Raw genomic sequence first — 21,014 nt, 5'->3', positions numbered from 1 at the left:
CGCTCAATTACGGGTCGGAAATTACCGGCGACTGGACTGCCCGCTTTGAAATCGCCTCGGCACTCGGCCAGACGGAGGCGGTGCGTTCGGGCGCGGGTATCGGCATCCTGCACGATTTCATCGCCCGATCCGACCCGGAGTTCGTACCCGTCCTGCCGGACATAAAGCTGCGCCGGGCTTACTGGATGGTCACCCACGAAAGCTCGCGCCCGCTGCGCCATGTCGCGGCCGCGCAAGACTTCCTGCGCGATCAGGTCGCACACGACAAGGCTATCTTCGGGTAGCCTGCAAACACACTATCGGGCTTTGTTGCCTGGATTTGGCGTTGCAAGCCGCAGGCTGAGTGTGCTGATACGAGGTTACCGCCACGCCTGCGTGGCGGCGATCCACTCCCGTGTCCGGGCTTCCGGGTCAGCGTTGAGCGTGATGTCCGTGACCACCGCAGCGCTGTCGGCACCGTTTTCAAAGACTCCGGGCAGCCGCTCCGGGCTAAGACCTCCGATGGCAACCAGCGGCAGACCACCGATCTGGCGCTTCCACCTGCCGACTTTTTCGACACCCTGCGGAGCCCATTTCATCTTTTTCAGGATGGTCGGGTAAACCGGGCCGAGCGCGATATAATCGGGATCGACCGAAAGCGCCGTTTCCAGCTCGGCACCGTCATGGGTGGAGACCCCCAGCCGCAGCCCGGCCTTGCGGATCGCGGCGACATCGGCTTCCGCCAGATCTTCCTGACCGAGGTGAACGAAGTCGCAACCTTCGTCGATGGCAAGCTTCCAATAGTCGTTGATCACCAGTTGGCAATGGTGCTTGGCGCAGGTCGCCTTGGAGGCAGCAATCTCCTTGCGCAGTTCGTCTTCATGCATGTCCTTGATACGAAGCTGCACCAGCTTGACTCCGAGCGGGACAAGCCGGGCAATCCATTCAGAGCTGTCGACGATGAGATAAAAGGGATCGATTTTCATTCGAATACTGCCATGCCAATGACCGGGGTGGAGGGAACCGCCATGTCGCGCGGTTCGAGTGGAATTGCTTCGAAGGCCTGCCGCCCCGCTTCAATGGCCTTTGCAAAAGCGGCGGCCATCGCCACCGGGTCGCCGGCCTTGGCAACGGCGGTGTTGAGCAACACGGCGTCAAATCCGAGCTCCAGAACTTCAGCCGCATGAGACGGACGGCCAAGTCCCGCATCGACAACGAGCGGAATGCCCTGAAAATGCGCCCGATAGGCCCGCAAGGCATCCCGGTTGACCGGTCCCTTCGCCGATCCGATCGGCGCGCACCAGGGCATCAGGACCTCGCAGCCTGCTTCCAGCAGCTTTTCGCCGACGATGATGTCATCCGTCGTATAGGGGAACACCTTGAAACCGTCTTCGTTTAAGGTGCGCGCGGCCTCGACCAGGGCAAAGACGTCGGGCTGGAGACTGTCGTGATGTCCGATCACTTCCAGCTTGACCCAGTCGGTCTTGAAGAGGTCCCGCGCCATCTTCGCCGTGGTAACTGCCTCCTTCACCGTGTGGCAGCCGGCCGTGTTTGGCAGCACGCGTACCTCGAGTTCCCGGATCAGATCCCAGAACTTTCCACCTGTGCCGGTTCCGGCCGTTTCCCGCCGCAGCGAGACCGTCAGAATACCCGCGCCAGACGCCTTGACCGCGTCGGCGAGCACCTTCGGCGAAGGATATTGCGCCGTGCCGAGCAGAAAGCGGGAGGAGATCTTTTCACCGTAGACTTCAAACATGCGGCTCACCCTCCCTGCATCGGTGACAGGATCTCGATCCGGTCGCCTTCTTCGAGTTGGCAGGCCAGACGGTCCTCGGCAGCGACAAGGTCGTTGTTCCGGGCCGTGGCGAGAAACTCGTGCTCGTAGTCCAACTCGTCGAGCAAGGCCGCCAGGGTCGAGCTGGCGACCTCGCAAGCCTCGCCATTAATGATGAGCTTCAAGAGCGGTCTCCTTCGAAAGGGGAATAATCATGTCAGCGGCTTCGTCGGCAAAGTGCGGCGCCAGCAGGAAGCCGTGGCGGTAGAAACCGTTGAGTGTGAGGCGTTGGCCGGACAAACGGGCGCGCGGCAGATTGTCGAAATAGGCCGGGCGCACGCCGGTTCCGGTCTCGACAATCTTCGCTTCGGCAAATCCCGGGTGCAGGCTGTAGGCGGCGTTCAGGAGTTCCATGGTGGAACGGACACTGACGGGACCATCGTCCCCGCTCTCGATCATGGTCGCCCCCACCATGAAGCGCTTGTCATCGCGCGGCACGATATAGACCGGAATACGAGGATGCAGCATCCTGACCGGACGGGAGAGCGTGACATCCGGCGCATGCAGGATCAGCATTTCGCCGCGCACCCCGCGCAAGTCGGTGTCCCGAGCGGCCATTCCCGTGCAGTCGGCCACGAAATCCGTTTCCCCGGAAACGGTTTCAGTTTCGAAGATAAACCGGACGCCACTTTCGATCAGCCGCGCCTTCAAGCCTTCAAGGGCCTTTCTAGGGTCCAGATGCGCTTCCCTGGAAAAGAAGAGCGCCTTTGAAAATCGTCCGCCAAGATCGGGTTCAAGCGCAGAAATCTCCTCGCCCTTCATCCAATCGAAACCACTGGTCCTTGCTGCAAACCGGTTAAGTTCACCAGTATCACGGGGCGGTGCAACGACCAGAGTGCCCTTCAGCGTCACCTCCCGCGGCAAAACGTTCGACCACCAGCCGATGCATTTTTGCCCAAGGGTAAGTACCGCTTCTTCCGCGTTTTCGCGCTCGCACCAGGGGGCCAGCATGCCCCCGGCCAACCAGGAGGCACTGCCGGCGAGGTCCCGGTTCTTTTCCACGACGATGACGTCGGCACCGCGCCTGGATAGTTCGAAGGCCAATGCCAGCCCGGCAACCCCCGCTCCCTTGACCAGGACCTTCATGGGGTCCCTCCTGCGCCAGACGCAAGCGGCTGACGTGTATCAGCCCGTGAAAAGGACGACGTCCGACAAAGAGGCAGTTCCGGCACGCGACAGTCTCCTGCAAAGCACCTGAGCCTTGCTGCACGAAATCAGCCGGGAGGGAGAGGCCTGGCCCGCGCTTCAATCGGAGCGCCGAACGCAAAGCAGCACCGTCCCTTCGCCAGCATGACCTGGATCAGGTTCGTCGGGTCCCTGCACTGCGCGTCTTTCGGCGCGCCCAGCAGTATCTCAGCCCCTTGTCGGGACACCCCGGGTGAAGGGTGTTTTTGCAGCCCGCACGGACGTCTTGTCAAGGTTTGGTTTCGGATGGCTCGAGGTTCCGCGCGCGAATGCGCGCCCTGGAATTTGCAGTCGCGCGCGAGATGGAAACGGACTGTTCAATGGACACTTTTCCAGGCCAGCCCCTATCTATCTGTCAGACACGAGCCCATTCCGAAGGAGAGACCGATGAGCTGGCTGAATTGCCCCGACCCCATTGCCGGTAATGCGGCAAGCTGCGATCCGATCGACACCATCATCGTCCCGCGCACTTCGGACCTCGGCGGATTTTCCGTCCGGCGTGCCCTGCCTTCCGCCCGTCGGCGCATGATCGGACCTTTCATCTTTTTCGACCAAATGGGGCCGGCGGAACTGCTTGTCGGTGGCGGCATCGACGTGCGCCCTCACCCGCATATCGGCCTTGCGACCGTCACCTATCTGTTCGAGGGCGAAATGTACCACCGCGACAGCCTGGGCACAGAGATGGCGATTTCACCCGGCGCGCTTAACTGGATGAGTGCCGGCAAGGGCATCGTTCACTCCGAGCGCGAACGCCCGGAAAGAAAGCTGGAAACGCGGCCTCTCTTCGGTCTGCAAAGCTGGGTTGCCCTGCCGAAGAACCTGGAGGAAGGCGCGCCGGATTTCCAGCACTTCGGCACCGAGGAGCAGCCCGAGTTCTCCGACAAGGGAGCTTCGGTCAAACTGATCGCCGGCGAGCTCTACGGGCACAAGGCGCCGGTCAAAACCGCCTCCGACCTCTTCTACGCCGACATCGCGCTTGAACCGGGTGCCAAGGTACCCCTGGACGCCGGATGGGAAGAACGCGGTCTCTATACGGTCTCCGGCCGGATCAGCATCGCCGGACAGGACTTCGACCCTGCCCAGCTTCTGGTGTTCAAGCCGGGGGATCACGTGGTGATCGAAAACAACACCCCCCATGCCGCCCGCTTTGTCGTTCTGGGCGGCGAGCCGATGGATGGCCGGCGGTACATCTGGTGGAATTTCGTTTCCTCGTCCAAGGAACGGATCGAGCAGGCCAAGGAGGACTGGCGCCAGGGGCGGTTCGATACGGTTCCGGGCGACGCGGAGGAATTCATCCCGCTGCCGGACCGGACGGGACCATAGGGTCTCGGTCACCCGATAATCCCCCCCTCCACGAGCCGGAACGCCACTGGAAAGACAACCCAGTGCCGTTTCGGGTCGCATGCTCGTGCGCCACAAACGGCGTTTTTCCAGTCAGCTGCTTGAAATTGTGGAGAGTTCCTTGTCATTTAGGTATCTGTCCGGTCGCCTTTGTTCCGGGCTCCGATCAAGATACTGAAAGCCACAATGACAACCACGCCTTCCTTTCCCGACGATACCGATGATTTGCGGCTGGAGATTATCGAAACCGCACGCGCCCTGCCCCGCCTCGGCCTTACCAAAGGCACTTCCGGCAATGTGAGCGCCCGTACGAATTCCGGTTTTCTGATCACCCCGTCCGGCACACCGTATAAAGACCTGACCACGGAGAAGATTGTCGCGCTTGATTTCGATGGCTGTTACCGGGGCGACATCCTGCCGTCTTCGGAATGGCGCATGCATCTGGATTTTTATCTGGCAAAGCCCGCCTGCGGTGCGGTCGTTCATTGCCACAGCCCACGGGCAACGGCGCTCTCCTGCCACCGCCGCGGCATCCCCGCCTTTCACTATATGGTGGCCCTTGCCGGGGGTGACCGGATCGACTGTTCGGATTACGCAAGTTTCGGTACGAAGGCCCTGTCGGAAGCCATGATCAAGGCCCTTGGGGAGCGCAGTGCCTGCCTTCTGGCCAATCACGGCCAGATTGCCGGTGGGCCAGACCTCAGGAAGGCGCTCGCCGTTGCCGAAGGGGTCGAGGACTTGGCTGACCAATATCTTTCCGCCCTGGTGCTCGGTGAGCCGGCCATACTGGATGAAGCAGAAATGGCCGTTATTCTGATGAAGTTCCGGACCTACGGAAAGCAGGCTAATGAACTTGAAGATGGCCAGACGGCTGCCTTCGAATTGCCAAGGCGGCTCGACTGACATGCGCCTTGGAGTTGACTGGGGCGGCACCAAGCTCGAGATTGTCGCACTGTCCGACGAAGGCGAGGAGTTGTTCCGCCAGCGCGTCGACACGCCCAAAGGCGACTACCGGGGTTGTCTCGAAGCGGTCAAGGGGCTGGTCGACGCTGCCGAAGAGGCAACCGGCCGGCGAGGAACCGTGGGCTTCGGAATTCCCGGATCGCTGTCACCGAAAACCGGGCTGGTCAAAAACGCCAATTCGACCTGGCTGAACGGTCAGCCGCTGGACAAGGATCTGCAAGACCTCCTTGGGCGGCCGGTCCGCATACAGAACGATGCCAATTGCCTGGCCGTTTCCGAGGCAACCGACGGCGCGGGCGCGGGCGCTCCTATCGTCCACGCCATTATCATCGGGACCGGCAGCGGTTCCGGCATCGCCATCAATGGCAAGGCCCATCTCGGCGCCAACGGAATTGGCGGCGAATGGGGCGCCATCACCGTTCCCTGGCTCAAACAGGACGAATACCCTGGTCCGGACAGCTGGATCGGGCACAAGGGCGTGATCGACCGCTGGTGTTCGGGCACGGGTTTTCAGATGGACTACAAGGAGCGAACCGGGAAGCTGCTGAAAGGCCAGGAGATCATGGCGCTGAAACGTTCCGGTGACCGGACGGCAAATGCCGTTTACGACGCCTATGTCAGCCGGCTCGCCCGCTCACTGGCGATGTCCGCCAACCTGCTTGATCCGGATGTCTTCGTGCTTGGCGGCGGCATGTCGAACATCGACGAGCTTTATGCGGACCTGCCACCGGCGATGCAGCCTTATGTTTTTTCCGACACTTTCGAAACGCCGATCCGCAAGGCCGCTCACGGCGACAGCTCGGGCGTGCGCGGCGCTGCGTGGCTGTGGGGATGAAAGACCGAAACGAGGAATTTCCGGACGCACATCCGCGTCCGGAAATTTTCAGGAAAGGTTCCGGTCAGGTGGACTTCCGGCCCACGGTCACCAGGACAATTCCGATGCCGACGGCGGCAACCGCTGCGAGCTTCGCCAGGTTCGGAATTTCACCGAAGACGGCAAACCCAAGCCCCAGGCCAATGACCGCGGCTACCGACCCGATCTGGCTCAAATAGACAGGTCCGGCGGTCTGTTGCAGGCGGAAGTAAAGACCGTATTGAAGGGCAAAGATCGCCATTTGGGCAACCGCGAGCCCGGTTGCCTGCCATGTCCAGTCGGCCGGTGCCAGAGGCAGTCCCAGTGCTGCGGTAAAGATCGCGAGAGCCACAAAGCCGGTTGCCATCATGCCGAGCGCGAGATCGACGGGCTTTGCTCCCTTGGGCCAGTGCAGCGTCCTGTATATGTTTCCCGTCGCCAGAAAAACCGGAATGAACAGAGCGAATACGGCCCACCAGGAGGCTTCGACGGACAGCTCCGCTCCCGAGAGCGCCAGAAGCACGCCACCGAAAAGTCCGAACAGAACGCCGGTTCCCATGAGAAACCGAAACCGCTCCAGGCGTAAAACCACGGCAAGGGCATAGGTCAGCACAAGCGGGAACGCATAACTCAGCGACACGAAACCCGCCCCGACCTTCGAGGCGGCGACGACCGCAATCATGTTCGGCGCAATGAACAACAGACCGCTGAATACCAGATACGTCAGGAGTTTTCTGCGCGCCACTTCATTCACTTGCCCCAAATGCGGGCGAGCCTTGCCGGTAGAAACCCGTGTTGCCGCGAACAAGGCGGCCGCGCCCCCAAGGATCGACCATTGCAGAAGCACCAGTGGGTGCCAGCCGAAGGATGGCGCGGCCTTGGCGATAATTGTCGAGACGGCCAGAAAACCGCCTACGATAAGCAGCAGCACCAATGGCTGCTGGAGAAGGCCACGACTGTCCAAGCTGCCTGCATTGGACCGGGCCGGTTCTCCATCCACCTGCCCTGCTGACCTGACCGTGTCCGTCATGAGAAACCCTTTCAGTTTCGGGCGGCCGTCCTTCGTGCCACCGACAGGGAGATAGATAACAACATTTATCTTGATTTCAAGATACTTTATTTCAAGATTCTTGACCGGCATTGACTTAACCAGGAAAATCATTGAGGGTTCAGGCCGAACTGGCAGAAAAAGCCGAGCAATATCTGTGGCTTCCGCACTCGATCCCAGTCAGGGTAGAGTGTTGAAACGCCGATCATTCGAGACCTGTGCAATGACCAAGCAATCCAGTGGCTCCACAAAGAAACCCGATCACCTGTTTGGAGATCCTGATGACCTCCTGGTCGACAGGGCGGAGCGGGCCTGCAAGCAGTGGCAGAAGGAAATGCCGGAGTTCAGGGACAGGCTGTTGCCCATGATCCTGCTGGGCCGGCTCAATGAAGCCTCCCAGGTCATGAGCCGGGACTATCTGGCTCCAGCCTACGCCGACATCGGCCTGAAGATCGGCGAGTTCGACGTGCTGGCCACCCTGGTCAGAACCGGCCCGCCATACAAGCTGACACCGACCGAGCTCTACCGGACCACCATGATGAGTTCAGGAGGCATGACGGCCCGCCTGGACAAGCTCGAAAAGGCCGGTTACGTGGAGCGCTGCCCCCATCCGGAAGACCGGCGTGCATTGACCGTCTGCCTTACCGAGAAAGGGCTCGACCTGATCAAGCAGATGATGCCGAACTATATCGACACCCAGCATCAGGCGGTCAGCGGTCTTTCGGGAAAGGAACAAGAGACCTTGTCCCGCCTCCTGCAAAAACTTCTGCGCTCCGCAAGCGACCCGCTGGCGGGACGATAGAATTCGCTTTAGAGCCACGCGCGCCCGATTAGATTGTCACCTACGTTATCGGCTAGATCTTTTCCTCCCGCAGCGCAGCTTCCAGCACGCTCCACTGTTGACGCGAGACGGCTTCCCTGGACGCCATCAGCCAATAGGTCCGGTGATGCGGCAGAGCGTCTTCCGACACTCTTTGGAGGCGTCCGCTCTCCAGGTCTTCACGGCAAAGCGGAAGGGAAGCGAATAGGACGCCGTGGCCGGCGCGCGCCGCGGACAGGGCCGGTGCGAAGGTATCGAAGCGCAGCACAGGCAAGGGAGTGGTCGGCGTGCCGAAGCGTGCACCCCATTCCTTCCAGCCGGGCCTCGGCCCGGAAACGGCAATGCGCGGCAGGTCTGCCCAGGGCCGCCCGGATGCCAGAAGCCCAGGCGCGGCCAGCGGTGCCATTACCTCGCTGTAAAGCGGGAACTTGTAGGCACCCGGCCAGTCACCGGCGCCGTAGCGGACACGAATCGTGTCGTCCTCCTGCTGCAGGTCCGCCGACAGGACCATGGTCCGGAAGGACAACTGGGCATCGATCCCGCCGAGCAACGCGGACAGGCGCGGCAGGATCCAGAGATCGATGATCGAAGCGCTCGCAGAGATCGTCAGGCGGTTCCGGGCAACACCGAACAACCCTTCGGAGCTGTCGCGAAGCGTTTCAAACGCGGAACGCACATGCGGCAGCCACGCCTCGCCTTCGACGGTCAGCTCGATGCTGCGCGCCTGACGCAGGAACAACCGGGTTCCGAGCCATTTCTCCAGCTTGTCGATCCGCTGGCTGACGGCCGACTGGGTCACGCCGGTTTCTTCAGCGGCGGCGGTGAAGCTTCCGCACCGCGCCGCCGCCTCAAATGCGCGGACCCATTCGAGGGGAAGGTTTTCAAAGCGGGACCGTTCCATTACCTATTCTTTATCTCAGGTCATCAATTCCTAATTTGATTTAATGGATAGTTCGTCCGATCCTTGCGTTCAACATCATTTGGTCCTGCCCCAAAAGAAAGGAATTGGGACATGGTTGACGTATCGATCCACGAGGCCGGAAACCATCTGGCTCTGGAAACGGATCAGGGGACACTGCGGTTTCACGCGATCTGGCTGAGGGACAATGCGGGCGACGCCGAAACGCGCGATCCCGGCAACGGCCAACGCCTGATTGCCCTGCGCGACATCACCCCGGACACGCGCATTCAGACGGCTGAACTGCGCAACGGTTTGCTTCAGGTCACCTTCAGCCCGGAAGGAAAGACAGTGGACTATGGCCTCGGCTGGCTGCTTGCAAATGCCTACGACCAGCCACATCACGGTGCACGCGGCTGGACCGCTGACGAGATCGAAACCTGGGACAGCGCCCTCAACGACAGTGTGCCCTCCGCCGGGTTCGAGGCCGTTTCGACAAATCCTGCGGTCAAGCACGCCTGGCTGGCGGATGTCGCCAGATACGGCTTCGGCAAACTCACCGGCGGACCGATCGAGGATCAGGCGCTCATGAAGGTGGTGGACCTCTTCGGCTTTGTCCGCGAGACCAACTACGGCCGTCATTTCGAAGTCCGCACGGAGGTCAATCCGACCAACCTTGCCTATACCGGGCTCGGCCTGCAGGCCCACACGGACAATCCCTACCGCGATCCCGTTCCGACCGTTCAGGTGTTGTATTGCCTGGAAAGCTCGGCGGCAGGCGGCGAGAACATGGTGGTCGACGGGTTCCGGGCAGCCCTGCGCCTGCGTGATGAAAACCCCGCCTGGTTCGACGTTCTGAGCCGCTACTGCGCCCGCTTCGAATATGCGGGCAGCGAAGGCGTGGTGCTGCGCTCGCGCCGTCCGATGATCGAGCTTGCGCCGGATGGCGAACTGATCGCGGTCCGCTTCAACAACCGCTCCGCCGCCGCCATCACCGACGTCCCCTTCGAGGACATGGGCACCTACTACGAGGCCTACCGCAGACTGGGTGAGATCATCGACGATCCGGCGATGGAAGTCACCTTCCGGCTGGAGCCGGGCGAATGCTTTCTTGTCGACAACACCCGCGTCCTGCATGCCCGCAAGGCCTATTCGGGCACCGGCACCAGGTGGCTTCAGGGCTGCTACGCCGACAAGGACGGCCTGCTGTCGACCCTGGCAGCGCTGCAGTCCGCCCATCCGGAGGCAGCCGAATGAGCAAACCGGATTATTCGGACCTTTCGCGCGACAACATCGTTGCCTTTCTGGGCGACATCTTCGAGCGCTGCGGTGACGAGGAATATCTCGGCGAACCGGTCACCATGGCCCAGCACATGCTGCAAGGGGCGACGCTGGCCGAGCAGAACGGGCTCGACGAGGAGGTCATCGTCGGCGCGCTCCTGCATGACATCGGCCATTTCACTTCCGAGTTCGGCACGTTCTCCATGGACGACACCGAGGACCGCTACCACGAGGAAGCCGGTGCCGAAGTGCTGAGCCGGTTCTTTCCGACTGTCATCACCGACTGCGTCCGCTATCACGTCGCCGCCAAGCGTTACCTGTGCGCGACGAAGCCGGACTATTTCAAGCGCCTGTCTGAGGCCTCCGTGCATTCGCTCAACCTGCAGGGCGGGCCAATGACAGCGGAGGAAGTCGCCGAGTTCGAGAAGAACCCGAACCTCAAGAAAATCATCCAGGTTCGATATCTCGATGAAGCCGGCAAGCAGCCGGAAATGGAGACACCGGATTTCTGGCATTTCGCGCCAATGGTTCAGCGGATCGTCGACAAACATTTCGGAGAAACACCTTGAGCGCCCCACAGTATATCTTCGAGGCCAGCTCCAAACCTTCGTTGCCCTGGCACGAAGTGCCGCTGATCCGTGCGACCGAGGAAACGGTCAAGGGCTATGGCTGCCTCGTGGACGACCCGAACAGTTTCGAGATCGAGATCACCCGCTGGCCGCAGCAGGGCTGGCGGCCCATCGACGATGGCACGGGCGACGAGGGCGGCTGGGTGGAAGGCGTTTTCAAGGGCACCTGGCAGGGTGACGTGCTCTACGGCGAGAACGAGGCTGTCAACGGCCACTACGTGCTGGGCTGGGCCGCCGACCCGCAAAAAGCTTGCAGTGACCGCCAGAGCGCCCCGCGCGATCAGGTGCTGCTGTGGCACATGAACTATCATCCCGATGGCGGCCAGCTGTTTTATCCGCTCGACAAGCGCCCCTTCATCGTGCCGGTGGCGCTGCCCGGAGACAATCTGACGCCGGACAAGGTCGTCGCCTTCTGGTGCGAGGGCGACCGAGGGCTCTATATCCATGCCGGCATCTGGCACGAAGGCATCTTTCCGGTGGAAGACAACCAGCGCTTCCTCGACCGGCAGGGCGCGGTCCATGCCCGGGTGAGCGCCGACATAGGCAAGGAATTCGGCGTCTACCTCGCATGTCCCTTACGAGCGGACAAGATCAAGGATTTCTGAGAGCTGGGCGGCGCGGTCCCGGCTCCCTGAGCGGCCGCGCCATTACCGCGCAAAAGCACAATCCTGTTACCCATTGACACAGCAGCGGAACCGCAATTGCAATAACTGCGGCGATATCCGATCTTCCGTGGCAAGACCAATTGCCGAACGAACGGAAGACGCATCATGTTGAAATGGGTAACAACCCTTCTTGCCATTACCTTCCTCATCCTGCCTGCCGCCGCACAGGAAGGCCTTCAGATCAAGGACCTTGTGAAAGGCACGGGCGAAGAAGCCAATGTCGGGGAAACCGTCATCGTGCACTACACCGGCTGGCTGATGGACGGCACCAAGTTCGATTCCAGCCTTGACAGGGGCACCCCCTTTTCCTTCACGCTCGGTGAACGCCGGGTCATTCCCGGATGGGAAAAAGGCGTCGAAGGCATGCAGGTCGGCGGCAAGCGCGAACTGATCATTTCCCCGGAAATGGCCTATGGTTCGCAGGGAGCGGGCGGCGTCATTCCGCCGAATGCGACGTTAAAATTCGAAATCGAGTTGCTGGAAGTCAGGGGCAAGAAATTCTCCGATATCGGCAACGAGGAACTGAAGGCCAAACTGGCGGCGGGTACCACCATCATCGACATCCGTCGCCCGGACGAGTGGAAGCAGACGGGCGTCATACCCGGCAGCCACCTGGTCACATTCTTCGACACGAACGGCAACGTTAACCCGCAGTTCGGCGCGGAACTGCAGAAACTGATATCCGGACCATCAGACGAGGTCGTCATTCTCTGCCGGAGCGGCAACCGCAGCCAGGTCCTGTCGGAATATCTGGCCGGTCAGGCCGGGTTCACCAATGTGGTCAATGTCGAGAAGGGAATTTCACATTGGATCGCAAACGGCGGCGAAGTGAAAGAACCGGCACTGCCCGAGAACTGCTGGCTCTGTTAAGCCGCGCGCCTTGCCCGCGCCATGCGGAGAGCCCCTCACGTTTCCATTGGTGGCATCCGGTTCCAGGCGTCGAGCGCCGCAATCTTGTAGGCTTCCGCCAGCGTCGGGTAGTTGAAGGTGTTTTCGACGAAATATTCCAGCGTACCGCGCAGGTTCAGGACCGCCTGGCCGATATGCACCAGTTCGGTCGCCCCTCGCCCACGATGTGACAGCCGAGCAGCCGCCGGGTCTTCAGCGAGAAGATCATCTTCAACATGCCGGTTTCCAGCCCCATGATGTGCCCGCGCGAGGTTTCCCGGAACCGGGCGACGCCGCATTCATAGGGAATGCCGCGCTCCTTGATTTCCTCCTCGGTCATCCCGACGGTTGAGATTTCCGGCACCGCGTAGATGCCATAGGGGAAATATTCCGGCGGATCGTAGGCCTTTTCACCGAGCGCCTGACAGGCGGCGATACGGCCCTGCTCCATGGAGGTCGAGGCGAGGCTCGGAAAGCCGATGACATCGCCGGCGGCATAAATATGCGGGACACTGGTCTGGAAGGTCACCGGATCGACCCGCAGGCGCCCCCGGTGATCGACCTCAAGGCCACAGGCATCGAGATTGAGCGAGGGCGTCGCGCCCATGCGCCCGGCGGCAAACAGGATCACGTTGGACCGGACACACCGCCCGCCTTCCAATGTAATCTCACAATCGGCTGGGCCGTGTTTCTCGATCTTTTCGACCTTGGCGCCAAACCGCAGCGCGATACCCCGGTCCCTTAGCTGATGCGTGAAATCCGCCACCAGTTCCTTGTCCAGAAAGTCGAGCATGGAATTGCGCGGCTCCACCAGTGTGACGTGGACATCGAGCGCGGAAAAGATCGAGGCATATTCGACGCCGATAACGCCGGCGCCGACCACGGCGATGGAACGCGGAAGTTCCTTCAGCTCCAGGATCTCGTCGCTGTCGACGACGAATTCACCGTCGAAAGGCACATAGTCCGGGCGAAAAGGCCTGGTTCCGACGGTGATGACGTAACGCGCAGCCTTGAAGGCCTGAACGTCGCCGGCTTCTCCGAGCACCTCGATCACATGCGTGTCGACAAACCGGGCTTCGCCGCGGATGGTGTCGACCTTGTTGCGGGCGAACTGGTGCTCCAGCACCTCGACCTCGTGATCCAGGGTCTTGTGCAACCTGGCCATCAGATCGTCGGCGGAAATGTCCTGCTTCACCCGATAGGAGCGGCCATAGAAACCACGTTCACGCCAGCCGGTCAGGTTGAGTACGGTCTCCCGCAAGGTCTTTGACGGAATGGTTCCGGTGTGAACGGAAACACCCCCAACCCTTCGCCCGCGTTCCACCACGAGGACGCTGCGTCCGAACTTCGCCGCCTGGATCGCCGCCCTGCGCCCCGCAGGTCCGCTGCCGATCACGATCAGATCGTAGTGTTCCATCTGCCCCTCATCGCTGCCGGTTTGCCGGCTAGCCCGCTGTCTCGTCATTTTGCGCAGGCAACCTTCGCTGCGCCGCAAAAACAGCATCTTTGCCTTGCGGTCAAGTTAGCAGGCGGAAAAGGGGTGGATTGATCAGAAAACGGCGAAAATCTCTCGGATTTCTCCATAACGTTGTCGTATTTCAGCACGAACCGGCCCTTCAACCACAGCAGGTTTACCCGACTGCCGGCTAAGATGCGGACCGGCAAACGGCCATCACCGGCGTTGGAGCTGCAACCGGCCGAGTTCACCGGCCCCGGGATGGTTTTGCCCGGTGCGCAGGATCAAACTGCCACCCGAAAGTTCCAGGTTGAAATCGCCAGAAACGGCACCGCCGCTATCCTTGTCGAAGATGCGCCAGGTGAACGTCAGGGCGCGGCCATCCAACAGACCCGCCATGTCCTCAAATTTGCGTCCCGCGTCCATCCATGACGCGCGGTAGCGACCGCCTCCCAGGCTCCGGATCTCCGCCCAAATGTCGTTTCGTTTGCCACCGCCGGCGCATCTACCTGATATGGAAAGAAATTCGGCCCGATCTTTGGCGACAAAGGCAAAGTCGCAACGCAGGGCCTCGCGGACAGCGTCAAGGTTGCGTTTTTCCCATCCTCCCCCAGTCCACGTCCCTGACAGCTGATCCAGAAACGTATCGCCCACAGCAGGCAGGCCGGAACTCGCCAGGAGCAGCAGGCCAAGGAATACACGCGAAAACAGGGTCATGACGCTGCTTACCCTAGTTCAGCCCGGAAGGATGACAAGGCCCAATCGAGTTCAAGCAAAAACCCGTTGCCATCCCCCTCACCTTCCGTTATGGCTTTGCCCATGAAAACGATCCTGAAAGCAGCTTGGTGGTGGCGCGGCGCAATATAGGCGGCCAGCGATCAGTCATGCTGTAATCGGATCAAGCATCCAACCAAAGGCCGCCGCGGAATACCGCTGGCGGCCTTGGTGCTTTATAAGGCCGTCAAATTCCACAAGACGGCCACCAGAACGGGAACGAGAGACCATGCCGGTGCTGGCAGACCAGACCTATGAAACCAACGGCGGGATCACCATCCTGCGGACCTCCCGCCCCTCCGACTACGACACCGGCACGTCGGACTGGATCGACCGGCTCGATTCAGAACTTGGCGCGGTCCTGTCCTCTTCCTACGAATATCCGGGTCGCTATACGCGCTGGGACATGGCGCTGGTCAACCCGCCACTGGTTATGGAAGCCGCCGACCGGCGCGTCGAAATCAGGGCACTGAACGAACGCGGCAAGGTTCTGCTGCCTGCAATCAAAGCGGCTCTCAGGTCGCATGAAGACGTGGAGGCCTTCGAGGCTACCGACACCAAGATCAATCTGAGCGTCAGGAAACCGGATCGCCTCTTCCGCGAGGAAGAGCGTTCCCGGCAGCCATCCACCTTCTCCATCGTGCGCGCACTGAAGAATCTCTTTGCCTGCGGCGACGACCAGCTTGGCCTTTATGGTGCCTTCGGCTACGACGTCGCCTTTCAGTTCGAGCAGATCGACTTGAAACTTGAGCGCCCGGACGACCAGCGCGACGTGGTCCTGTTCCTGCCCGACGAGATCCTGATCGTCGACCACCACGGCAAACGGGCCTATGTGCTGGAATACGATTTTGTCGTGAACGGCGTCTCCACCGCGGGTATGGAACGTACAGGTCAGAAAAACCAGTACACACCGGCCAACCAGGATCCAGGTCGGGGCGATCACGAGAAGGGCGAATACGCCAAGCTCGTCGACAAGGCCAAGGACTATTTCCGTCGGGGGGACCTGTTCGAAACCGTTCCGGGCCAGACCTTTTACGAGCCCTGCGCCAACCCGCCATCGGCCGTCTCCCGGCGTCTCGCCCAGATCAACCCTTCGCCCTATTCCTTCTTCTTCAACCTCGGCAACCGGGAATATCTCGTCGGTGCCTCGCCGGAGATGTATGTCCGCGTCACCGGTGGCCGGCGCGTGGAAACCTGTCCGATTTCCGGCACCATCCGGCGCGGCAAGAACGCCATCGAGGACGAAGCCCAGATTCGCAAGCTGCTGAATTCGGCCAAGGACGAAGCGGAACTGACGATGTGTTCCGACGTCGACAGGAACGACAAGAGCCGCGTGTGCGAGCCGGGTTCGGTCAAGGTCATCGGCCGCCGTCAGATCGAAATGTATTCCCGCCTCATCCACACCGTGGACCATATCGAAGGCACGCTGCGCGAGAACATGGACGCCCTCGACGCGTTCCTGTCCCACACCTGGGCGGTGACGGTCACCGGCGCCCCGAAACGCTGGGCGATGCAGTTCATTGAGGATCACGAGAAATCCCCGCGCGCCTGGTACGGCGGCGCGATCGGTGCCGTGCTTTTCAACGGCGACATGAACACCGGCCTGACGCTCCGAACCGTGCGCATCAAGGACGGCACGGCCCAGATCCGCGCCGGGGCGACACTGCTCTACGACAGCGTGCCGGAAGACGAGGAAGCCGAAACGGAACTGAAGGCAGAGGCCATGCGCGCAGCGGTCCGCGAAGCCGGTCTTGCGACCAAGGGCGGCGAAAAGCGCGAAGCGCAGAACCCCGGCAAAGGCCTGAAGATCCTGCTGGTCGACCACGAAGACAGCTTCGTGCATACGCTCGCGAACTATTTCCGCCAGACAGGAGCCGAGGTCGCCACCTACCGGACACCGGTTGCAGACCATGTCTTTCATGACGTCAACCCGGATCTTGTCGTTCTGTCGCCCGGTCCCGGCAATCCGAAGGACTTCGACTGTGCCGCGACCATCGGCAGGGCCCGCTCCCGCGCCCTGCCGATCTTCGGGGTCTGTCTCGGCCTGCAGGCCCTGTCGGAATATTTCGGCGCGGAACTCGGCCAGCTGGATATCCCGATGCACGGCAAGCCTTCGCCCATCAGCCTGTCAGGTAATTCCATGCTTTTCGAGGGACTGAATGCGCCCGTCGTCGTCGGCCGCTATCATTCGCTCTTTGCCAAACGCGACACGCTTCCGGGTGACATTCGCGTGACGGCGGAAACGGAAGACGGCGTTGTCATGGCTATCGAGCACGAGAAAGAACCCATCGCCGCGGTCCAGTTCCACCCCGAGTCGATCATGTCGCTGGACCAGGATGCCGGCCACAAGATCATTGAAAACGTGGTGACGCGGCTGGTGGAAGCAAAGCAGGCTCGGACCGCGGAAGCAGTGTAGGATCAAAGGCGGGCGGCGACCGGGATTCTCCGCCCGCACACGGTCACGGATCACGGGGCCTGACTCTTCTTTTCGTGAAAGGCTGTATTTACCCCGATTGATATTTTGGGTTGCAATTTCTCGCAAGTTTCACGCGGGCTGTGGCATAAGGGGTAAAAATACCTAGCTCGTTAGTTGTTTGATTTGAGGTTTTCTCCGTGCACATTCTGTTTGCAACCCTTGGCATTCTTGCCGCCGCCGCATTCTGGATCTACCGCATCCGGCAGGCAGAAGATCACACCCGCACCGCTCTTGAAGCAGCTCAGGACGTAAAGGCGGCCGCCCGCCGTTTCGGTTTCCGCACGCGCGCGAACCAACACCCGACAGAGGGTGTTGACGACCCCCGCGTAACCGCCGCCGCGCTCCTGGTCCTGGTGGCCGAGATTGATGGCGGGATCTCCAGAACCGAGCAAGACTGTATTCTGGATCAGTTACAGCACGTGTTTCAGGTTTCGGCTTTCGATGCGGAAGAACTTTATTTGTTTGCCAAGTGGCTTGCCGGCCAGAGCACCAACCCGGACGACATGATCCGTCGCCTGATCAAGCGGACCGTTTCCCTGGGTGGCCGTGACACGCTTCCAGACCTGATGCAGATGGTAAGCGCCGTCGGCAAGGCCGATACCGGCACGCCAACCGACGACACCTTGCAGGTAATCGAGAAACTCAAGCAATTGAATGCCTGATATCCGGCTCAAAGGCCTTCACGCTCAAGTGCCGGTTTCGCTCAGCGCTTCAAAAGATCCGCAACCCTGTTCACACGTCTTTGCAACCATCCTTCAGATGTAAGTTGATAAAAGCGCCTGAACCGAGTTCTATGGAGGTCCTCGGCCAACCGGCTGTCAGAACAAGACATTAAGAAAAATAACCTGATATTCCGGGCTTCAGGGAGAGATCATGACCGCCATCGCTAACAGGAAACGGACACCGTCAAAGCTGCGGTGGCTTGCCTCTTGCAGCGGCTTGTTCACACTTTTCCTGGCGGTGCTTTTTCACTCGCTCGCGGTTGCCCGGGCCGGCGAGGCAGAAACGTTCCAGAATCATGTGCTCGCAATCGGTGACTGCCCGCCCTGGAATCCGCAATCGGTGGAGATCTGCCGGCACAGCATCGAGAAGGTGGTGTCGGCTTTCGCTCCCAGGCTGGAAGCCGGACCGGATAGTCTGCACATGCTGATCAACGAAGGCGCAAGTGCTGCTGCGCTCAAGCGCAAGGCGACGGAACTCGCCAACCGGCTGGGTCCGGAAGACCGCCTTTTCATCTACGCCAATCTGCCTTTGGGGCTAGAAGAAACAACGGAACCGGATACAGCGCCTGGCTATGTCCTTGAACTTTGGGCCGAGGAAAAGCCGGCAACGGCAAAAGACGCCATAGGCGACGGTACCTGGATTTCCGTATCGGCTTTTGCAGCCATGATACATGCCATTCCTGCGGGCAAGGTTGTCCTGATCCTCGACGCTAACAACTCGCATGCCATCAATCTGCAGCTCCTGGAGAATCATTCCACCGACCTCAAGGACCGCCCCGAAGCGCTGGTGTCCTCCTCCGGCGCCGGCCAATCAGCAAATTATTCCGCTGACCGCACGATTTCCCTCTTCGCCAAACATCTGGCGCTTGCCCTGGGCGAAACCGAAGGCAACCTGATGGAGGTTATTCAGGTCGCAATCAGCGGCACCCGCCAGGCCGCTATCCCCATTTGTGCCGCCCTGAAGGAAAAAAACGGTCAGTCAGATACAGGCGCGGCCGATTGCAACCAGGTTCCGGAGATTTACGATCCCTCTGAAATCCTTGACTCTTTCAAGCTCGCGCCGCTCCCTGAACAAATTCAGAACTGATACCGCCTGAAATCACCCCACCTTGGTGGCCGTTGCCAGGAATTCGATCATCTCGTTGCGCAGGCGCTGAAGATCGGCTTCCTGCTCGTGCAACTGACCGGCGGCCGTCACGACCCTTTGGCTTACCTGTTTGGTTTGCGTCGTCGCTTCCTGAACGCCAGAAATGCTTCGGGTCACGTCTGAAGCCCCTGTGGCAGCTTCCTCGACATTATGGGCGATTTCACCGGTTGCCGCCGCCTGCTGCTCGACGGCGCTTGCGATTGCCGCGGAAATTTCGCTGACGCTTTCGATCGCCTCGCTGATCTCGGCATTCGCATCGACGGCCTTGGAGGTCGCCTCCTGCAGGCCGGATATCTGGGCGTTGATTTCCTCGGTCGCACTCGCCGTCTGACCAGCCAGCGCCTTGACCTCCTGGGCCACGATGGCAAAGCCTTTTCCCATCTCACCGGCCCGTGCCGCCTCGATGGTGGCGTTGAGCGCCAGAAGATTGGTCTGCGCCGCGATATCGTTGATGAGCTGCACGACTTCGCCGATCTTCACGGACATGTTTGAGAGGCTGTCGATCTCCACATTCATGGCCCGCGACTTGGTGACCGCGCCAGAGGCAATGTCGGCGGCCGTCACCACCTGACGGTTGATTTCGGCAATCGAACTGGTCAGCTCTTCTGTGGAAGCCGCTACGCTCTGCATATTGGCCGATGCTTCTTCCGCCCCGGACGCGACAACCAGGGACAGCTCGTTCGCCGTGCTACAGGCTTCCGCCACATCGGTGGAAACGGAATTGAGTTCGGTAACGGAAGCGCTCACCGAGCCGACAACACCTTGCAGCCGGGTCTCGAACTCACGGGCAATTTCGCAAAACTGGTCATGCTTGCCCTTGATGGACCATGTCGCTTCGTTGATGCTGCGCGCTGCGGCGCCGAAGCTGCCGACCATGCCTTTTTCGGCGATCAGCCGGAAGTGCTGGTTGCGGCTGACATAATCCAGGCACGCCTTGGATTCGCGGAGATAGGCATCGGTCCGGTCGATCAGGAGATTGATGGCATCCATCAATTCCGCCGCCTCGCCCGTCTCGGTAATGTTGGTGATACGGGCCTCGAAATCGCCGTCCGCAACAGCCTTGCAAACGTCGATTGCCTTTCTGAGTGACGATTTCTTCAAGCCAGAGAACATGCCGGAATTCCCAAAACGTTTGACCTTGCAAACTGCATCATTTGTTAGCGATAACCTCGACGGCGGCCCTGCCCGATCGTTGCAACGAATTCGTCATAGGCGAGACCGGCTTCACCGAGCATATTCAGAATCATCTGTTCTCCGGCGAACATGCCGTCCTTCCGGCTGGCATGTCTTGCCTCCTCTTCTCGCAAGGCCTGGTATAGGGGAACAATATGGTCGTCGACGATCGTCCGGTCCGGGACGCGCCGGTTGGAGTGATATCCGATGATCCGGCCCGTCTCGTCGAAACTCGGTGTCACATGGGCATAGACCCAGTAATGATCGCCGTTCTTGGCCCGGTTGATGACATAGGCGAAAATCTCTTGCCCCGCCTCAATCGTCTGCCACAACAGCCTGAAGACGCAGCGCGGCATGGCAGGGTGCCGGATCATGCTGTGAGGCTGACCCAGAACTTCCTTTTCCGTGTATCCAGCGATATCCAGAAAAACCCGGTTCGCGTAAGTAATCCGCCCCTTCAGATCCGTCTTGCTGACAATGATCTCGTCATCGTGGAACGTTCTTTCCACACCGGTCAGTAATACAGCCTTAGTCATCTTTCTTGCCAATAAATTACGTAGAGTTACGTATGTATTAAGCGAACATAATCGCCTGTTTATTGGACAATGACACGGCATTCCTAATATAGAATTAATTCAAAAGTTGCGAACACTCACTACACAACTATTTTCCAATGTTAAAATTTACAGTACATCATCTTACCCAATTTACTGTCGCAAGCCGGTAAGCGCATTAATATGCTGTCTATCCTTTGTCAGACGCCTGAAAGCGCCAACTTGCAATGCGAGGCGGGTGGACGCCCGCCTCGTTTGCTCAGGATTGGTCTCAATCCACCTGGCGGAACGCTCCCTTGGAAGCGCTGGTGGTGAGTTTGGCATAGGC

Annotated in this window: 23 protein-coding genes and 1 riboswitch; of the genes, 12 read left to right on the top strand and 11 right to left on the bottom strand. The window is 60.2% G+C overall.

From position 1 onward, the window contains the following. Positions 1-284, top strand: a 284-nt coding sequence (locus ACQY7U_RS04075) for a LysR substrate-binding domain-containing protein (protein WP_428642254.1), incomplete at its 5' end; no start/stop codon positions are given. Between the two features lie 75 nt (positions 285-359). Here ACQY7U_RS04075 and ACQY7U_RS04070 read toward each other — a convergent pair. Genes ACQY7U_RS04070 through thiO form a run of 4 tightly spaced genes read right to left on the bottom strand, consistent with a single transcriptional unit; the run spans position 360 to position 2,899 of the window. Next, positions 360-965, bottom strand: coding sequence for a thiamine phosphate synthase (locus ACQY7U_RS04070; protein WP_428642252.1), 606 nt, complete (start codon positions 963-965; stop codon positions 360-362). Next, positions 962-1,735: a thiazole synthase gene (locus tag ACQY7U_RS04065; protein ID WP_428642250.1), complete on the bottom strand. Its 774-nt coding sequence runs from the start codon at positions 1,733-1,735 to the stop codon at positions 962-964. Before ACQY7U_RS04065 ends, ACQY7U_RS04070 begins: the two co-directional genes overlap by 4 nt. A gap of 5 nt (positions 1,736-1,740) precedes the next feature. Beyond that, positions 1,741-1,938 (bottom strand): sulfur carrier protein ThiS, encoded by a 198-nt coding sequence (gene thiS, locus ACQY7U_RS04060; protein WP_428642247.1) that lies wholly within the window; start codon positions 1,936-1,938, stop codon positions 1,741-1,743. Next, a complete protein-coding gene (gene thiO, locus ACQY7U_RS04055) occupies positions 1,922-2,899 on the bottom strand; it encodes a glycine oxidase ThiO (RefSeq protein ID WP_428642245.1) in 978 nt (325 codons plus the stop codon). The genes thiS and thiO overlap by 17 nt, the downstream gene beginning before the upstream one ends. Positions 2,900-3,072: 173 nt before the next feature. Then, positions 3,073-3,200: riboswitch (TPP riboswitch) on the bottom strand. 185 nt (positions 3,201-3,385) lie between these two features. On the opposite strand from thiO, the gene ACQY7U_RS04050 reads away from it, so the two are divergent. The 3 genes from ACQY7U_RS04050 (at position 3,386) to ACQY7U_RS04040 (ending at position 6,137) form a co-directional block, all read left to right on the top strand. Further along, positions 3,386-4,321 (top strand): pirin family protein, encoded by a 936-nt coding sequence (locus ACQY7U_RS04050; RefSeq protein ID WP_428642242.1) that lies wholly within the window; start codon positions 3,386-3,388, stop codon positions 4,319-4,321. A gap of 204 nt (positions 4,322-4,525) precedes the next feature. Continuing rightward, on the top strand, positions 4,526-5,242 hold the full coding sequence (locus ACQY7U_RS04045) for a class II aldolase/adducin family protein (protein ID WP_428642240.1): 717 nt from the start codon (positions 4,526-4,528) through the stop codon (positions 5,240-5,242). Between the two features lies 1 nt (position 5,243). Next, positions 5,244-6,137 carry an ROK family protein gene (locus tag ACQY7U_RS04040; protein ID WP_428642237.1) on the top strand — a complete coding sequence of 298 codons (894 nt, stop codon included), beginning with the start codon at positions 5,244-5,246 and terminating at the stop codon, positions 6,135-6,137. Between the two features lie 64 nt (positions 6,138-6,201). Here the strand turns inward: ACQY7U_RS04040 and ACQY7U_RS04035 are convergent, their stop codons facing one another. Continuing rightward, positions 6,202-7,086 carry a DMT family transporter gene (locus ACQY7U_RS04035; RefSeq protein WP_428642235.1) on the bottom strand — a complete coding sequence of 295 codons (885 nt, stop codon included), beginning with the start codon at positions 7,084-7,086 and terminating at the stop codon, positions 6,202-6,204. Between the two features lie 340 nt (positions 7,087-7,426). Here ACQY7U_RS04035 and ACQY7U_RS04030 point away from each other — a divergent pair, with 340 nt between their 5' ends. After that, a complete protein-coding gene (locus tag ACQY7U_RS04030; protein WP_428642233.1) occupies positions 7,427-8,005 on the top strand; it encodes a MarR family winged helix-turn-helix transcriptional regulator in 579 nt (192 codons plus the stop codon). A gap of 52 nt (positions 8,006-8,057) precedes the next feature. Here ACQY7U_RS04030 and ACQY7U_RS04025 read toward each other — a convergent pair whose 3' ends face one another. After that, positions 8,058-8,924: a LysR family transcriptional regulator gene (locus tag ACQY7U_RS04025; protein WP_428642230.1), complete on the bottom strand. Its 867-nt coding sequence runs from the start codon at positions 8,922-8,924 to the stop codon at positions 8,058-8,060. Positions 8,925-9,035: 111 nt separating this feature from the next. Here ACQY7U_RS04025 and tmpA point away from each other — a divergent pair, with 111 nt between their 5' ends. The 4 genes from tmpA (at position 9,036) to ACQY7U_RS04005 (ending at position 12,366) form a co-directional block, all read left to right on the top strand. Next, positions 9,036-10,178, top strand: coding sequence for a 2-trimethylaminoethylphosphonate dioxygenase (gene tmpA / locus ACQY7U_RS04020; RefSeq protein ID WP_428642227.1), 1,143 nt, complete (start codon positions 9,036-9,038; stop codon positions 10,176-10,178). Then, complete coding sequence (gene tmpB / locus ACQY7U_RS04015) at positions 10,175-10,771, top strand: (R)-1-hydroxy-2-trimethylaminoethylphosphonate oxygenase (RefSeq protein ID WP_428642224.1); 597 nt, start codon at positions 10,175-10,177, stop codon at positions 10,769-10,771. Before tmpA ends, tmpB begins: the two co-directional genes overlap by 4 nt. Next, positions 10,768-11,436 (top strand): ureidoglycolate lyase, encoded by a 669-nt coding sequence (locus ACQY7U_RS04010; RefSeq protein WP_428642222.1) that lies wholly within the window; start codon positions 10,768-10,770, stop codon positions 11,434-11,436. Before tmpB ends, ACQY7U_RS04010 begins: the two co-directional genes overlap by 4 nt. Positions 11,437-11,601: 165 nt before the next feature. After that, positions 11,602-12,366 (top strand): FKBP-type peptidyl-prolyl cis-trans isomerase, encoded by a 765-nt coding sequence (locus ACQY7U_RS04005; protein WP_428642220.1) that lies wholly within the window; start codon positions 11,602-11,604, stop codon positions 12,364-12,366. Positions 12,367-12,401: 35 nt separating this feature from the next. Here ACQY7U_RS04005 and ACQY7U_RS04000 read toward each other — a convergent pair whose 3' ends face one another. The 3 genes from ACQY7U_RS04000 to ACQY7U_RS03990 all read right to left on the bottom strand — a co-directional run bounded on the left by ACQY7U_RS04000 (position 12,402) and on the right by ACQY7U_RS03990 (position 14,557). After that, on the bottom strand, positions 12,402-12,545 hold the full coding sequence (locus tag ACQY7U_RS04000; RefSeq protein ID WP_428642219.1) for a hypothetical protein: 144 nt from the start codon (positions 12,543-12,545) through the stop codon (positions 12,402-12,404). After that, the gene (sthA, locus tag ACQY7U_RS03995) at positions 12,521-13,801 is read right to left on the bottom strand and encodes a Si-specific NAD(P)(+) transhydrogenase (protein ID WP_428642218.1); all 1,281 of its coding nucleotides are present in this window, start codon (positions 13,799-13,801) and stop codon (positions 12,521-12,523) included. Before sthA ends, ACQY7U_RS04000 begins: the two co-directional genes overlap by 25 nt. 255 nt (positions 13,802-14,056) lie before the next feature. Then, positions 14,057-14,557, bottom strand: coding sequence for a hypothetical protein (locus ACQY7U_RS03990; RefSeq protein ID WP_428642216.1), 501 nt, complete (start codon positions 14,555-14,557; stop codon positions 14,057-14,059). 286 nt (positions 14,558-14,843) lie between these two features. On the opposite strand from ACQY7U_RS03990, the gene ACQY7U_RS03985 reads away from it, so the two are divergent. The 3 genes from ACQY7U_RS03985 (at position 14,844) to ACQY7U_RS03975 (ending at position 18,899) form a co-directional block, all read left to right on the top strand. Further along, complete coding sequence (locus ACQY7U_RS03985) at positions 14,844-17,030, top strand: anthranilate synthase component I (protein ID WP_428642214.1); 2,187 nt, start codon at positions 14,844-14,846, stop codon at positions 17,028-17,030. 197 nt (positions 17,031-17,227) lie between these two features. Beyond that, positions 17,228-17,752: a TerB family tellurite resistance protein gene (locus tag ACQY7U_RS03980; RefSeq protein WP_428642211.1), complete on the top strand. Its 525-nt coding sequence runs from the start codon at positions 17,228-17,230 to the stop codon at positions 17,750-17,752. A 211-nt stretch (positions 17,753-17,963) separates the two neighbouring features. Beyond that, positions 17,964-18,899, top strand: a complete 936-nt coding sequence (locus ACQY7U_RS03975; RefSeq protein ID WP_428642210.1) for a hypothetical protein — start codon at positions 17,964-17,966, stop codon at positions 18,897-18,899. 12 nt (positions 18,900-18,911) lie between these two features. On the opposite strand, the gene ACQY7U_RS03970 is transcribed toward ACQY7U_RS03975, so the two are convergent. Both ACQY7U_RS03970 and ACQY7U_RS03965 read right to left on the bottom strand, forming a co-directional pair. After that, complete coding sequence (locus ACQY7U_RS03970; protein ID WP_428642208.1) at positions 18,912-20,072, bottom strand: methyl-accepting chemotaxis protein; 1,161 nt, start codon at positions 20,070-20,072, stop codon at positions 18,912-18,914. A gap of 44 nt (positions 20,073-20,116) precedes the next feature. Continuing rightward, on the bottom strand, positions 20,117-20,668 hold the full coding sequence (locus ACQY7U_RS03965) for a PAS domain-containing protein (RefSeq protein ID WP_428642206.1): 552 nt from the start codon (positions 20,666-20,668) through the stop codon (positions 20,117-20,119). Positions 20,669-21,014: the final 346 nt, after the last annotated feature.

This window comes from Roseibium sp., assembly GCF_050301095.1.
Taxonomy (GTDB): domain Bacteria; phylum Pseudomonadota; class Alphaproteobacteria; order Rhizobiales; family Stappiaceae; genus Roseibium.
This window is presented reverse-complemented; position numbering and strand designations above follow the sequence as displayed.